Raw genomic sequence first — 16,299 nt, 5'->3', positions numbered from 1 at the left:
AATCCGATGAAGACGAAAAAACGAATCATACAATTCCTTGCAATTTCAATAGGGTTCAGTTTATATGCGTGTAAAAAAGACGCATTGAACACTAACAATGAAAATGTGGTATCAACCGATCAATACTTTAAAACAGCCGGCGAGTTGCAAGCAGGCACCAATGCGATCTATGCCACCGTAAGAGGTATCAATTTGGTTGCCCGCGAATGGTATTTTCTTCATGATCTACGTAGTGATGACGTTGCTGCCGGCGGCAGTCAACTTGAAGTTCCCAGAGCGCAGATACTAAACGGAAACGTCGACCCCACCAATAGTGTGATGAATGCTGTTTGGAATGGACTTTATACCGTTATTCATCGAGCCAATACCGTTATTGAAAACGGACCTAATGTAAGCGATGATCCGACATTGCGCGATCGCTGTTTAGCAGAAGCTAAATTTTTACGCGCCTGGGCCTATTTTGAACTAGTATCGAAGTGGGGGGCTGTGCCCATGTACACCGAAACCGTTAAGTCGCCTTCTGATTATCAACCACGAGCGGAAGCTGGCGCCGTGTATCAATTTATCGTGCAAGACCTACAAGAGGCTGCGAATATATTACCAGGTAAATCCGGTACAGAAAACGGCAGAATAACCCATGCAGCAGCCAATGCCTTACTCGGACGCGTGCTGATGCAACAGGGCGACTATACCGGTGCTAAAGAAGCTCTTCTCAAAATTCCAACTGCCGGTGCAGATGGTTATCGTTTAACCGATCGTTATCTAGATAATTTTGAAGAGGAAACGGAATTTAACAGTGAATCGATTTTCGAAATTGTTTATGTCGATAAAGGCGACAATGATTTTAATTGGAGTACTGATGACACACCAAATGCGGCTCAATCAACCATACGGAATCAAGAGTATAACCCCGTTGCGTGGCGCAACTTAATTCCTTCGAACAAGCTGTTAAATGAATTTGAAAATGCGGAAACTGGTGCCGAAAAAACGGATCCGCGATTCTCTTACAGCTTCTATCAAACAGGTGATCGATATAATAACGGAGCCGATATACTTACCGATGCCGATCAAAACAACAATTCGTCCATTGTAAACGGCGTCCGGAAAAAGGTTAGCTTTCGAAAGTTCATGATTATCTACAAGGAAAGTAAAAGCAGAGCTAGTTATCATCCGGGCGGCAATAACCAGCGAATTATTCGCTACGCCGAAGTATTGATCAATTTAGCAGAATGCGAAGCAGAACTGGGCAACTTGACTGCAGCAGTGAGCTATTTAAATCAAGTGCGCGCCAGAGCAAGTGTTGCAATGCCTCCCTACCCTACCGCTCAATTCCCGGTCGCTACCAAGGAGGATGTAATCAAAGCCATTATACACGAAAAGTCCGTTGAATTATCAAACGAATCGTTACGCAATATCGATATCTTACGTTGGCGGCCAAAGGGATACTTTAGTGTCGAGCCCATCACTTATTTCCGTCCAGGCAGAGATGAGTTATTGCCCATCCCTCAAGCCGAGCTTGACAACAACCCACAAATCAGTGGAAATCAAAACCCAGGTTACTAATATCCGTTTAAACAAAAATAAGAAATCAATAAATATGAGAAAAAAGATGTCCGTTTGGCTACTAGCCGTTCCATTTATCTATGCTTGCTCCGGAAATCATCAACAACAGCAATCACAACAAAGCGACGAAGCAGAACAGAAGAAGCAAAGCTTCTTATCCCCACCGTTGATTCATTCTATTTACACGGCCGATCCATCTGCCCATGTTTTTGATGGTAAAATTTATATTTATCCTTCACATGATATTGATGCGGGAACGACTGAAAATGATAATGGAGACCACTTTGCCATGCGTGATTATCATATCTTATCGATGGATAGTATCAATGGATCGGTAACCGATCATGGTGTTGCCCTATCGGTTGAAGATATTCCCTGGGCAAAGCGACAGCTGTGGGCTCCGGATGCCGCTTATAAAGACGGCACCTATTACCTATATTTCCCCGCAAAGGATAAAGAAGATATTTTCCGGATCGGTGTAGCAACAGCCACCAAGCCGACGGGCCCTTTCAAAGCTTTCAAAGAACCGATAGCAGGAAGTTGTAGTATCGATCCAGCCGTATTTGTAGACGATGACGGCACCGCCTATATGTACTTTGGCGGTATTTGGGGAGGGCAACTGCAGCGTTGGGAAACCGGCACCTACCAAGCAAACGGCTCATTGACCGACTTAAAGCAGGATGATGCACCCGCTATTAGCTGCCGCGTAGCAAAACTGAAATCAAATATGACAGAATTTGACGGCCCCGTTGGGAAAGCAATGCTTATCGACAGTGCCGGGAAGCCTATTTTAGGAGGCGATCATGATCGACGTTTCTTCGAAGGTGCCTGGATGCATAAATATAAAGGCCGATATTACTTCACTTATTCTACCGGCGACACCCATTTTTTAGCCTATGCGATAGGCGATTCTCCTATGGGCCCTTTTACTTATGCCGGTCATTTTATGAAGCCTGTTCAAGGTTGGACGACGCACCACTCCATTATAGAATTCAAAGGAAAATGGTATATATTTTATCATGACACGGAGTTGTCGGGAAAAACACATTTACGGAATATAAAAGTAACGGAGCTTAAGCACAATCCAGACGGAACATTGGGAATGATCGATCCATTTAAAGCCAATACAGCCCTGAATCAATAAAAACATATCGTGAATCACATCTTAGTACATGAAGCGCACAACCGCCGTATATCAGGCAAATACCAGCTCCTTTTTAGCTTATTTAGCTTCTTGACGTTCATATCCTTAACATCAGAGGCGGCAATTAAACTACCGAGGCTCATTGGTAATAGCATGGTGCTTCAGCGCGATCATCCCATTCATCTTTGGGGATGGGCAGATCCTGGAGAATTGATAGAAATAAACTTCCGAGGTCATCAACGCACAACAAAAGCCAACTCAATGGGTGATTGGCAGGTCTACCTACCCGCAATGCCGGCAGGTGGACCTTATGACATGGTTATTCAGGGCAAGAATACCATCCAATTGAAAAACATCTTATTGGGCGACGTATGGTTCTGCTCTGGCCAGTCGAATATGGAACTACCGATTTCAAGGGTAGCGCCAAAATATCAGCGGGAAATCGATACGGCCGAGTCATTTACTATTCGCCAGTTCAAAGTGCCTTTACGTTATGATTTTAATATTACCGCAACTGACGTTGCGTCAGGGAACTGGAAATCAGTTACGCCGGATGAAGTACTCAACTTCTCAGCTGTTGGCTACTTCTTTGCTAAACATTTGCAAGAAACACTACGAGTTCCCATTGGCATCATTCACTGTGCTGTGGGAGGCTCTCCGATTGAGGCTTGGTTATCGGAAGAGGCTATACAGAAATATCCTGATTTATTGGCCAAAACACAACGATATCAAGACAGCTTATTAGTCGATAGTATAAAAAAAATCGATAAACGAAAAACCGAAATTTGGCATGCGACTTTGGATGCAAAAGATAAAGGATTAACGGGAGTTCCAAAATGGTATGAAAGTTCCTATACGTTTCAAACAGATCAGGTTATTCAAATACCAGGGAAATGGGATGAGTGTGGAAGCGTTTGGTTGAAAAAAGATTTTAACGTGCCATCTTCTCTTCTTACGAAAGAAGCAATGCTCCACTTAGGAAGAATTGTAGATAGCGACCAAGCTTATATCAATGGTGTTTTAGTTGGCTCTACCGGATATCAATACCCACCACGGCGCTATAAGATCCCGCCCGGGCTTTTAAAGCCGGGAAAAAACACCTTGGTGGTTCGTGTAGTAACTCAAAGCAAGCATGGTGAATTTATACCGGATAAAGATTATGCGCTAACAACCTATTCTGACACCATCAGCCTAAAAGGAGATTGGAGCTTTCAAGTCGGTGCCCTTACACAAGCCTTCCCAACAGATCTTGTCACCTTTCAATACCAACCAACCGGGCTATCTAATGCAATGGCAGCCCCTCTTTTTCCGTATAGCATCAAAGGCATATTATGGTACCAGGGTGAATCGAATATCGCAACTTATCAAAGTTATACTGCTTTGCTTAGGGATTTAATCAATGAGTGGAGAAAAAAATGGAACGATCAGAACTTGCCTTTTCTATATGTGCAACTACCAAACTATAATCCCAAACAGCAACAACCTACCGAGAGCGCTTGGGCAAATTTACGCGAAGCGCAACGACTTGGCTTAAAAACTGCTCATACCAACATGGCTGTGGCCATTGATTTGGGAGAATGGAATGACATACATCCCCTGGACAAGAAAAATATAGGGAAGCGGCTGGCCTTATTAGCCTTGAAAAATGTATATCATCAGAAAGGAATGGTGGCTTCAGGCCCTATACTAAAATCATGGAAAGTAAAGGGCAATCGAGTCGAACTTAACTTTGATGACCAAGGAGCTGCCTTGGATTTGCGACCTGAAAACAATCTATTAGGTTTTACATTAGCCGGTACGGATGGCAAATTTGTTTGGGCTAAAACGGAAGTTCGTGGCAACACAATCATTCTTTCCGCTCCAGCGATACAACAACCAGCAAAAGTTCGATATGCTTGGGCAGACAATCCCATCGCGGGACTTTACAATACTGCTGGTTTACCTGCTTCGCCATTTGAGATCGATTTAAGTAAACAAGCTCCTTGACAGGGTTTAGCCATTTCTATCACAATGAAGGTATACAATGAATACAATTGATCCTTGACGATAGCTTCGCATATGGTTTAAATGCGTATGATAAATATCGATTTACAAACTAGTTTTTGAAATCAACTACTTTATAGTAAGCTTTTTTACGTTCAAGATTGCGATCAAATAGCAAGGGATAATTCTTCCTACCCTGTACAGGATAATGATCTAACCACGAATAACGGTCCGATAAATTCCAGAAGGTCACACTGGTAATATGACTTTTATATTTTCTGAAAACGGAAAAGATCATTTCATACTGTGCTATTTGCTTTTCTTCAAGCGCTGGGGTTAAAGCATCGATCTCACCCGGGCGCTTCCTTCTTCTTTCTTTTTCCCAAGGATACACGGACACATCCAGTTCGGTAAAATGCAGCTGCAAACCAAGTGAAGCGTAACGTTCAATGGCTTGTTCCAGATCAGAAGTAGAAGGCTCGAAAATTGACCAATGCCCCTGTAACCCGATCCCATGAATAGGGACACCGTCATCCACTAGTTTTTTCACCAAACGATATATCCGCTCTCTCTTCTCCGGACGTTCGCTGTTATAATCGTTATAAAATAAGAGCGCATCCGGATCAACTTCATGCGCATACTCAAACGCCTTCGCCAGTATCTCTTCACCGGCAATCTCCAACCACTTAGACTGACGCAGAAACTGCTTCGGATTGTCATCGATAACTTCATTCAGCACATCCCAAGCATAAACTTTCCCTTTGTAACGCCCAACCACCGTAGTAATATGATCTTTCAGCCTTTTTAATAAAGTATCTTTTGTCACAGGAGCTCCTTGATCATCAAGGAAAAACCAATCAGGGACCTGCTCATGCCAAAGCAGTGTATGTCCTCTAACACGCAATCGATTTTTCTGCGCAAAGGCAACGATACTATCAGCAAGAGCCCAATTATATTCCAGTTTTCGGGGGTGTATCACTTCCATTTTCATGGCGTTCTCTGGCGTAATACTATTAAACTCCTGTAGTAATAAATGGGCCTCTTGTCCTGCAAGCGACCGCCCATTGACCGCTACGCCTATAGGAAAAAATTCTTGATAATAGTCTTTCAATCCTTTTGTATTATTTTGGGCCATCAGCGACTGCACACATAAAAGCACGAATAAGAATAAACAAATGGCGTTTGTAGGAGATGAATTGATTGCGTTTGTTTTTGATTTCCGATATAACATATGGCTATAATATTTCAGTTATGGATCTATTGACAAGAAGTATTTATCAAAAATATCCGTTAACCGAATGATTACGCCGATGCTAATCGAGAAAAAAGAGATAAAAATGTTTAAATCCAGCGATCGCTTCGTCGTCCCTCCTTGAAAAGACGAAAATAGGGAGCGTCCCCTTCCTTTATTTCTCCTCCTGCATCATCACATTCCTGCCCTTTGAAACTGCCTGAATAAATTCTGAAGGTGTCAGCTGATACTTTGCTTTAAAAACTTTGGTAAAATAATTGGGATTGGCAAAGCCCGTTTCATAAGCAACTTCAGCAACGTTCATATCGCTTTTCTCCAGTAAATAGGCTGCTCTTTCTAGTTTTGCGGCACGTATAAATTCTACAGGGGTCATACCGGTAAACTCCAATAATCGATTGTATAGAGATGCTCGGCTAATAAAAAGGTGTGCGCTCACACTTTCGACTGATAATTGGCTATTGCCCATATTTTCGTGGATATAGGCAACCACTTTCTGCAAGAATTTTTCTCTTTCGGATACCACTTCGTCTTCAGGAACCGTTATACTGATTTGTTTAGAATAGGCATCTTTAAATGCCTGGTTTAAAGACAACAAATTAGCTATCTTAGTCTGCAAGACAGCAAAGTCAAAAGGTTTAGTCATGTAATCGGTCGCTCCGGATTCCAAACCAAGCAACAATCCTTTTTCTTCATTTGATGCCGTTAGCAAAACAACCGGAATATGTTTCGTTCGCTTATCTGACTTCAATTTCCGAACTAAATCCAGCCCATTCATCACCGGCATTTGAATGTCACAAACGATAATATCCGGGTGGTGAAAAAGAGCCCGTTGCCATCCTTCCTTTCCATCTGCGGCTTCAAACACTCTATAGTAGGATTTTAAGTTATCTTTAATATAAAAGCGGAAATCATCGTCATCCTCTATAATCAAAACGGAAGCATGCGACGTAAGCAGCTCACTTTCCATGGGCGTCTTGTCATAAGGTGTGGTTGGCTTTGTTTCATATGCTGCCGACACTGTTTCGTCTAAATCTGACGTTACGCGTTTAAGGTTTACATCAAAAGAAAAAATGCTTCCCTTACCAGGCTCGCTTATTACTTGCAATTTACCACCATGCATATCTACAAAAGTCCGCGCGATAGATAAGCCAATACCGGTACCTTGATTCAGTATCATTGCACCTGAATCATATTGAAAAAAACTATCAAATATCCGTTGCTGAGCTTCTTTGGGAATACCAATGCCGGAATCTTTCACGGCAACATGTAATGATACGAATTCATTGTTCGCACCACTTTCAATTTTTTCTAAATTTAAAGATATGGCCCCTCCCTCTGGTGTAAACTTGAAAGCATTGGATAGTAAATTGAATAAGATCCGCTCAATCTTATCATGGTCGAACCAAGCGGAAACCGACGATAAGGAGGTATAAAATGCGTAATCGATTTTTTTTCGACTGGCCAGATCGTTAAAAGAATCACTAATCTCCTCTATAAAAGAAACGAAATTGCCCGGTGTACATTGCAGCCGTAATTCCTTCTCTTCCATTTTTCTAAAATCAAGCAGTTGATTCACCAGATTCAGTAATCGACGAGCATTTCGCTTAATCAAATTCAACTGGCTAGATTGCCCTGGTTCCTGTGTCTGTGCTATCAAATTATCAACAGGCCCCATAATGAGCGAAATTGGCGTGCGAAATTCGTGGCTCAGATTGGTCAAAAATTTAATCTTCATCCGATCCAATTGATGTAGATGCTCAGCTTCCTTACGCTCTTGTTCTAATAGCTGTTTAGCCTGCAGACGCTCCTGCTCCAAGGCAAATTTTGCCTCCAGTTTTTTAATGCCCCGATGACGTATATACAATAAAACACCTCCAATCACTATCATATACACCATATAAGCATATATAGTACGCCAGAAAGGTGGTGCGACAGTCACGCGTATGGACCTACCTTCTTTATTCCAAACCCCATCGTTATTACTTGCTTGCACATGAAATGTATACGCTCCCGGATCCAAATTTGTATAGTAAGCACTATGTTCCCTACCCGCAATAATCCAATTTTTGTCAAATCCTTCCAGTTTGTATCGATATCGATTCTCTTCTGCTACTGTAAAATTCAATGCTTCAAAGGAGATCAAAAAGTTCTGTTTGTATTTTAATTGAATTTCTTTCGCCATTAATAAGGAACTGCGAATGGGGCCCTCCTTTGAAGGTGAAATGCGCTGGTTATCGATCTTTAAGTCTGTTAAAATTACCGGTGGCACATTCTTATTTATCTTTAGTTGGGAAGGATTAAAGTGGTTGAATCCTTTTTGTCCGCCAAAGAAAATTTCACCATCACTAAGACACAAACCGGAGCCCAATACAAAAGATCCCGTCTGTAAACCGGCATGATAAGAATAATTTTTGAAACTATTTTCTTTTATATCGTATGAACTTAATCCTTTGTTGGTACTGAACCACAATTTACCCGAGTGGTCCTCAAGAATTTTCTGAACCACGCCATTGATCAAGCCATCATTTTCTGACAAGGTGATAAATTTCCCGGTTCCTTTCTTTAGATATCCGATCCCGTTGCCCGCTGTACCAACCCAAATATTTCCTTCTCGATCCTCCTTAATGGTTAACACGTAATTACTCGGCAACCCACTATTGGCTTTATTATAAAATGAAAACCTCTTATTTTCAGGATTAAAGATGGAGATGCCGGAGCCAAAGGTACCGATCCAAATGCGACCACCTCGATCCTCTTCAATGGATCGAATGTAATTACTGGCAGGCTGTGTCGGGTCATCTTCGCGTATAGCTGTGTGGACGAATTTCTCAATACGCTCCTCGTCGACATGTAGCAAATTAAGCCCTCCTCCATTTGTTCCAATCCAGAGATTGCCTTTTCTGTCTTCCTTTAAACAAAAAATATCGGCATGGTTTAAATGCTTCGCTCCCTTGCCCTTTATGTATTGCTTGCTGCGTTTACTCTCGGGGTTGTATGAAAATAAGCCATCCATATAGGTTCCCAACCACAAACGATTGTTATGTCCCATTTCCATGGCCAGGACACTCAGATCGTGCGCACAATCACGTTTTGGCTTGGGTATTTCTATATGTTGCAACAAATTCGAGGAACGGTCATATAGATGCAGACCACCTCCATCGGTGCCTACAAATACATTTTGGCCATATTCGGCAAAAGCCGTTACAATCGGCGAACGTAATCCATAAGGGTCGAAGATATTGCATTCCTTTAAATTAAATTGACTCAGGTTTTTGTCATATTTATTGAGTCCGCCCTGATAAGTGCCCACCCAATATATTCCTGCTTTATCAATAAGGATGGAACGGATTGATCGGCTGCTTAAACTCTGCATATTCCGTTTATCCGGTCTAAAGCTCCGGATTTTTAAAGACGCCACATCTAATACATCTAAACCTTCATCCGTACCTACCCAAAGACCATTTACGCCGTCAGGCGCCAAAGCGTATACTTTATCGCTACTGATTTTCAATGGAGCCGAGGTTGAATAATAATTTCTGAACGTCCATTTTCCTTTCTCTAGCATACCGAGCCCTCCCATTGTTCCAACCCAGAGTTGTCCCATCCCATCCTCTGTTATGGCAGTTACATAATCGTCTGCCAGGCTTCCCTTGTCGGATTCCCGATGTTTAAAAGTCGCTAATAATTCGAGTTTATGGTTATAAACGTACAGACCACTATCGGTGCCAATCCACATTTGTTGCTTTTTATCTCTAAAAATCACCAATGTATTCTTTCCCGAAAAAGTGTCCATCAATTTAGCATAGTCGTCATGATCAACGAGGTGTTTCGTATGGGGATTAAAGATATATAAAGCCCCATACGAAGCAACCCAAATATTCCCTCGACTATCGTCTCCGATGCTCGTAATAGCTGTACTGAATTTTTTACGGAGCGGTTGTCCCCTATAGTTAATGATGGCATCTTTGCTACGATCGTAAAAGCTTAATGCCCCGCCATTGGTTCCAATCCAAAGACATCCATTCGAAGCTTCGTATAAAGCCGTAATGTGGTTTGCTCGAAGACTTTCTTCTTCCTGGGGGTTATGTCGATATACTTTGAAATTTGTTCCATCAAAGCGATTAAGGCCATCCTCGGTAGCCAGCCATAACAAACCAAAACTATCCTTCCAAATACCATATACCGTATTAGATGAAAGACCGTCTTTGGTGGAGTAGCTTTTAAACCCTGTAGGTAGTTCATGACCGCCTACAACACAAAAACAACATAGGCAAAAAAAGACCAGTATAACGTAATGACCAGTAATACTTCGCATCATAACAGGCTCCTTTCAGAAAAACTGAATTAATTAGTTAGTTGATGCTAAAGTAAGCAAATAGAATTGGATTTTCACATAAAAATATGCGATAAACGTTTTAGCGACACTAAAAATAACTGTTTCATTACTAATAGATTACAAAAATAACCAACGTTGGCAATTTTAACAGGTATTCACAAGAGATAAGTATTATAATTTATATATGTGACCATCGGCTTTTTGCACTTAAACAAGGGTTTCGCTTCAATATACAGAAGAAGGTGTTTATATTAAAAGAAGGTTTTCTTAATCAAATCTATCGTGTTCTTTTTGTCTTAACACAAAAAGAACCAAAAAAGTCAAGGCATGTGTAGGCTACCTTGCAACCGATGGCAAAGCATCACTGGCGCGTATTGGAGCCGTTTCACTTCCTCAATCCGCTTGGGGATTGCAATATGAGCGAGGGTGCAAATGCTTTACTGCTCGTTGCGTCGATATCCTCCAAGGCCGTTTTTCCTAGCGCGGGACTGTATTTAAGACTAAAGATAATACGTTCGGTTAAAAGTAAAAACCCACCGTTCTGCAATATGTCGCCTCTAAAATTTACAAGTAGTACTGGGAGGCACTGTCGTTCCTGTAAATTTTAAAGCGACGAGTTTTTGCGTCACTTTTTGCGGAAAAAAGTGACTAAAGAAAATGTTTCTTTTTAAAAGCTATATCCCCGATAGCTTTCCGATAATCATTTTTATTTAAACTCAACGACTTTCTGCGAGACACAATGGTCATTTAAATATTTTTTGACTGAACCAATAGAGATCGTTCTTCCATACGTTAAAATCGTGCCCACCGGATTCAACATAATAAAGATGGGGCACTTGGTGTTTTTTTAAGTAATCGTGCAGTCGGCGACTAAAGGTGATTAAGCGATCTTCATCTCCACAGGAAATCCACAAAAGTTTCAGTTTGCTTTTAGCGTAAGCGGCATCAGGAACCAGCTCTTCAGGTGTTTTAGTATTAGGAGCCGACGAAAAACCACCTATCCAAGCAAAGCTTTCGAGATTGCCAAGGCCGAAATTTAAAGACTGCCCGCCTCCCATTGAAAGCCCTGCTAATGCACGATGCTCCCGATCGGTATACACCGGATAATTCTGCTCGATAAAAGGAATCAAATCCTGGAGCAAGTCTTGTTCAAATCGAGCAAATGCCTGTACCTTTACACTATCGAAAACGTTGCCAATAGCACGATCATCTTCCATAGCTCTACCGTTCGGAAGTACAACCAACATTGGCTCTATTTTCCCCTCTGCGTATAGATTATCCAAGATGATATGCGGTTGCCCATTAACAAACCATTCTTTTTCATCACCACCAATGCCATGCAAAAGATATAAAACCGGATACTTTTTGTTAGCTGAAAAGCCGGGGGGCGTATATACGAGTGCTTTGCGATCTTTACCAACCACGGCAGACGGATAAGATAAGGTATCAATTTTACCATGTGGAATATTGGTCTGCGGTTTATCGAAGTCCACTGGGGCAGCTCCAAGCTTATCCTGTGCTAAACAACTGCATGTCAATGCAATTAGCCCAATTAAAAGAGTACAACTTGTTGTTTTCATCCAATTATTTTCTTTTATTCATTTTTTGCTTGCTTTTATAAGCATCATGCCGCCTTCAGCGGTCAATCGCTCTTAGGGCTTATATCATTTGCCTTCGTCGCATATAGTCCGATGAGTGCACCGGTAAAACCACCGGCTACATCTGTTGACAGGATATCCCCCGAAACAGCTCCACCCAAATTTTTAAAATTCTTTCCATCAAAAGCATAGCTGAATTGGTAGCGATCTCCTTGCGCCGAAACTTGCAGTTCAATTGGTTTACTTATGTCAATTCGTTCTTGCGCGATAAGCTCGGACTGGCCATTCCTTGTACGCTGTAAAACCAGGTAATGTTGTTGTCCTTTTTTCGTAATACCAAAAACATAATGAAACGTTTCCTTTTGTAAACAAGTAATCCCTGCCAAATGCTTTTCGGACATCGGTTGATAGGTCATACGAACTGTTGCCGAAAAATCCTTATGTTGTTGTCTATAAAACAAGGCCGATGTGGGCTTTATTTCATTAATGTTGGTTTCCAAAGGCGTTATTCGTAGTCCTTCCTTACCCGTTTGGACGAAGTTTTCCCGAGGGCCTCTTACGCCGATCCATCGCATATCCAAGGTCTTTCCCTTAAAATCATCAATGAACGCGAAATTCCCATTAGGTAGAAAGCCATTTTTTCCGGTCTTGTTGACCACACCTGATGGCATTTTCAATTTCACAGGCATCGGTTCGAGCCCCCCTTCAAACACCGGGAACACACCTGACCAATCTACCGGCAATATAAAAGTCTCACGTCCCGTATTCACACGGTTTGCCTCATTAGGCCTAACACCCAAAAAAACGCCGTAATATTTCCCATCAGGACCCTCCACCAAATCGGCATGTCCAGCCCAGTCGACCTTATTTTTCCTATCCTTTGGCAGATGCCGTTGACTCAGAATCGGATTTTTAGGTGCTGGTTCGAAAGGTCCTTTAGGGTTATCGCTAACAAAAACAACTTCACTGTGTTGATCACCGGTACCACCTTCTGCACACATCAAATAATACCGCCCATTTCTTTTATAGAGATGCGGGCCTTCTATCCAGATCGGCTTCTTACTGATATCTACACCTCCGTCAACAATCACCTTATCTGAACCCGGTATGATCTGATCACGTTCCAGATCATAATCCCATATTTTTATAACCCGATGACCATTATATTGCTCCTTACCCTTCTCGGGTGCATCGTTATGAACCACGTAAGCTTTTCCGTTATCGTCAAAAAACAGCGCTGGATCAATTCCTTCAAAATCGAGTTTGATCGGGTCGCTCCACCCTTTCAGAGGATCTTTCGTTTTTACCACCATGTTTCCTATCCCCCCCGCAAATTGTGTTGTGATCATATAAAAGGTCTCGTTATGAGGATTGTAGCTAATATCCGGCGCATATATTCCCTCGCTCATACCCGCATTTGTTACCTTCAGCTGCGAAGGCCGATCAAGAACGTGCCCAATTTGTTTCCAGTTAACCAAATCCTTGGAATGAAAAATAGGAACACCCGGAAAAAATGCGAAAGACGAATTCACTAAGTAATAATCATCACCTTTACGCGTAATGCTCGGATCTGGATAACACCCCTGTAATATTGGTGTATAGAATTCATTTGCCTTCAGCGGATTTTTTTGATAAACTTCATCCTTTCCCTCATACTTAAAATAGGTGAAAAGCGGAGCGGAATCGAACGGATCCGCTGAACTATTGGTTACCTGTGCTTGTGAAGGCCAAGGTAAAAGCGCAAAAAATACTATTAAAAAAATAGGACTGATCGGAAAGCGTAACGGTGTGCCTTTAATTTTCTTCATCATATAATTCTATTATTGTTTCGTCTTCTGTCTGTATGATCCTTTGTTCTCATCTTCAGGTGCTAAGCGTTAATCATCTCTTTTGTACTCACTTTGTGGGGGACCTAAATATGATGGTTTTAATCCCCCTACATCCAAAATAATCTTCTGAAACACAATACCTGGTTCCAACGGACGGATGCGAATCGTATGAAGCCCCGCCTTTTCGATAAGGTGTGTAGTAGCGGTTTCTATGATCCGTTTCGCCTGCCATTCACCGAGCTCTCCCCGATAATGCCCATTGATATTCACCTCCTGCTCAGCCCCTCCGTCCATAGACACGGCATAACGTAAACCTTTATTCGCATTGAAATTTAAAGTTGGCGAAGTTAAAACAATCAATTTTGCTTTTCCTGTCGCCCGGAGATCTATCTTATACTCAAGGTATACCTGTTCATTGGGGGTATTGGTCACCGGAGCGGTTGTTACACCGGAAAACGTTTTTCCTAGATCCGGTATGATCGTCCATGCAACCTTGTCGCTCCCACTAGCGATATGGTAATTTTCAGCCTCCATCGATACATAACCGTCGGCCTCTATAAAAATTTTATGTTTCGGCTTCGTCATAGGCAAATAACTTACATCAGGCATCGTGCTTTTGTGAGGCTCTTGCCAAATCTTATAGCCAATCCGAATCTGATCCATCATATGCGACCACTTGCCATTCGCTATATCTTTATTATAATGTACGGTTAATATTGAATCGCGTTCGAAACAGCGCTTAACCTGATCGGCCCAATAATTAGCTCGCTCATTATTTTTGTTCGCGAAAAATCGGTTTTTGGCTACTGCATAATACATTTCGTATAAATTAGAACATGCATTGATAGGAAACAGGACCAATTCGTCAAAAGCGTACCGATACTGTTGAGGCAATATGTAGTAAAGTCGCATGGCATCGATCAATAAATTACGATAGTCTTCAACCACGCGTTCAAACTCACCATAGTTTTCCAAACTGTAGGTGTTTTCGTCCAACAATTCAGGTGTAATCCGATGATTATATTTTGTATAAGTATTGATCAAACGGGCCGATTCTTTTGCATACTTTTCACCGAATTGTTGTGCACACCAGCTTTCAGTATGCTGTAGCAAATTGGACGCGTTAAACTGATTTGGGTTCCATGCCATGTCCAGGAAAAATGAAATCGGGTATTCCATCGGTTTTAAATCACCTACATTCACAATCCATATCTGGTCCACTCCATATTGATAAGCCAGGTTCATCTGTTCCCAAACGCGTTGCACCTGACTGACATTAATCCACTTGGAATTGCGGGGACCGCCCACGTAATCGAAATGATAGTAAATCCCATAACCGCCGCTCCTTTTTTTTGCAGCCGGATCCGGTAGCTTCCGTATATTTCCCCAGTTGTCGTCGCAAAGCAATAGGGTTACATCATCGGGTACGCGCATTCCTTTATCATAATAATCCTGCACCTCCTTATATAAGGCCCAAAGTTGAGGTGTTTCTTTCGCAACTTTGCCGGTCTCATCGGCAATAATTTTGCGCTGGTCGTTCACAATTTGCTCCAGCAGCTGGATGTTACTCTCCTCGCTCATCGGCTCATCACCGTCGCCACGCATACCGATGGTGACAACACTTTCTCTAGCTCCCATCCTACGAATGCCACTTCGCCAGAAATCCCGAAGGTTCTCGGCATTCTGCTGATAATCCCAAGGTCCTTTACCATAACGGCGCCATTCATCATGAGCTCGGGTCAGTGGTTCATGATGCGATGTTCCCATAACTATTCCCATTCTGTCGGCCCAAATTGCATTTTCGGGGTCATCATCATAGAAAGCGCTTCCCCACATAGCCGGCCAGAGGTAATTGCCTTTTAGACGCAGAATAAGCTCAAAAACATGCTCATAAAATTCATGGTTAAAGCCACCAAACTTTTCTTTAGCCCAACCGGATAATGCAGGAGCTTCGTCATTTAAAAAAATACCACGGTACTTAACCTTCGGTTGGCTGATTGTCTTTATCGAGCGGGCATACACCGCGGAATGCCGCTGAATAGGAACATCCGCCCACCAATACCAAGGCGATACGCCCATCTGTTTAGATAACTCATAAATGCCATAGATCGTTCCACGCCGATCACTTCCCACAATAAGTAATGCTTTTTCTACACCAGGTAATGGATTGTCTATCGTTTGTGTCAGCGATGCTTCCCACTGCCCACGGATTGCAGATACATCAAGCTTCTTCTGTTTTACTAATTGATCGATCAATGGATTCCGGCCCAAGGTACCTATTAAAAGCAGCGTTTTACTCCCTGCCGACACTTGATCGGGTGTCACTATGGGTTCAACACCGGTTACCTTTTCAAAATCTTGCCGCAACTGATCTATTGCCCGGACAACCGCGTCATCTTCGTTTCCTCCCCCTATAATGGGAATTGCGTTGCCGCCTTTTACCAGAGGCAAGTAGCCCGGTTGTTCAGTGAAGTCAATATATGCAGGTATATCAACGCTTGCAGCAATCAACGAAAAACTTATCTGCAGTGCTAAAATCGTAAGTAACAAAGCTCTAAAAATAGACCGAATCGCTATCATGTTATTTGTCTTTA

Annotated in this window: 8 protein-coding genes; 3 read left to right on the top strand and 5 right to left on the bottom strand. The window is 42.2% G+C overall.

What is annotated here, in order from left to right:
* Window positions 1-6: 6 nt before the first annotated feature.
* Genes FKG96_RS10705 through FKG96_RS10695 form a run of 3 tightly spaced genes read left to right on the top strand, consistent with a single transcriptional unit; the run spans window position 7 to window position 4,693 of the window.
* Complete coding sequence (locus FKG96_RS10705) at window positions 7-1,563, top strand: RagB/SusD family nutrient uptake outer membrane protein (RefSeq protein ID WP_149105523.1); 1,557 nt, start codon at window positions 7-9, stop codon at window positions 1,561-1,563.
* Window positions 1,564-1,597: 34 nt separating this feature from the next.
* Window positions 1,598-2,707, top strand: coding sequence for a glycoside hydrolase family 43 protein (locus FKG96_RS10700; protein WP_246860269.1), 1,110 nt, complete (start codon window positions 1,598-1,600; stop codon window positions 2,705-2,707).
* 9 nt (window positions 2,708-2,716) lie between these two features.
* The gene (locus tag FKG96_RS10695) at window positions 2,717-4,693 is read left to right on the top strand and encodes a sialate O-acetylesterase (protein WP_210421308.1); all 1,977 of its coding nucleotides are present in this window, start codon (window positions 2,717-2,719) and stop codon (window positions 4,691-4,693) included.
* A gap of 109 nt (window positions 4,694-4,802) precedes the next feature.
* Here FKG96_RS10695 and FKG96_RS10690 read toward each other — a convergent pair whose 3' ends face one another.
* The 5 genes from FKG96_RS10690 to FKG96_RS10670 all read right to left on the bottom strand — a co-directional run bounded on the left by FKG96_RS10690 (window position 4,803) and on the right by FKG96_RS10670 (window position 16,285).
* On the bottom strand, window positions 4,803-5,921 hold the full coding sequence (locus FKG96_RS10690; protein ID WP_149105522.1) for an endo-1,4-beta-xylanase: 1,119 nt from the start codon (window positions 5,919-5,921) through the stop codon (window positions 4,803-4,805).
* Between the two features lie 175 nt (window positions 5,922-6,096).
* A complete protein-coding gene (locus FKG96_RS10685; RefSeq protein ID WP_149105521.1) occupies window positions 6,097-10,260 on the bottom strand; it encodes a hybrid sensor histidine kinase/response regulator transcription factor in 4,164 nt (1,387 codons plus the stop codon).
* A 761-nt stretch (window positions 10,261-11,021) separates the two neighbouring features.
* Window positions 11,022-11,858 (bottom strand): esterase family protein, encoded by an 837-nt coding sequence (locus tag FKG96_RS10680; protein ID WP_013665924.1) that lies wholly within the window; start codon window positions 11,856-11,858, stop codon window positions 11,022-11,024.
* 62 nt (window positions 11,859-11,920) lie between these two features.
* Window positions 11,921-13,687 (bottom strand): glycoside hydrolase family 43 protein, encoded by a 1,767-nt coding sequence (locus FKG96_RS10675; protein WP_149105520.1) that lies wholly within the window; start codon window positions 13,685-13,687, stop codon window positions 11,921-11,923.
* 66 nt (window positions 13,688-13,753) lie between these two features.
* Complete coding sequence (locus tag FKG96_RS10670; RefSeq protein WP_149105519.1) at window positions 13,754-16,285, bottom strand: glycosyl hydrolase 115 family protein; 2,532 nt, start codon at window positions 16,283-16,285, stop codon at window positions 13,754-13,756.
* Between the last annotated feature and the right edge of the window lie 14 nt (window positions 16,286-16,299).

Source organism: Olivibacter sp. LS-1, assembly GCF_008245145.1.
Classification (GTDB): domain Bacteria; phylum Bacteroidota; class Bacteroidia; order Sphingobacteriales; family Sphingobacteriaceae; genus Olivibacter; species Olivibacter oleidegradans.
The sequence above is the reverse complement of the archived record's forward strand: the minus strand, read 5'-3'. Positions and strand labels throughout refer to the sequence as shown.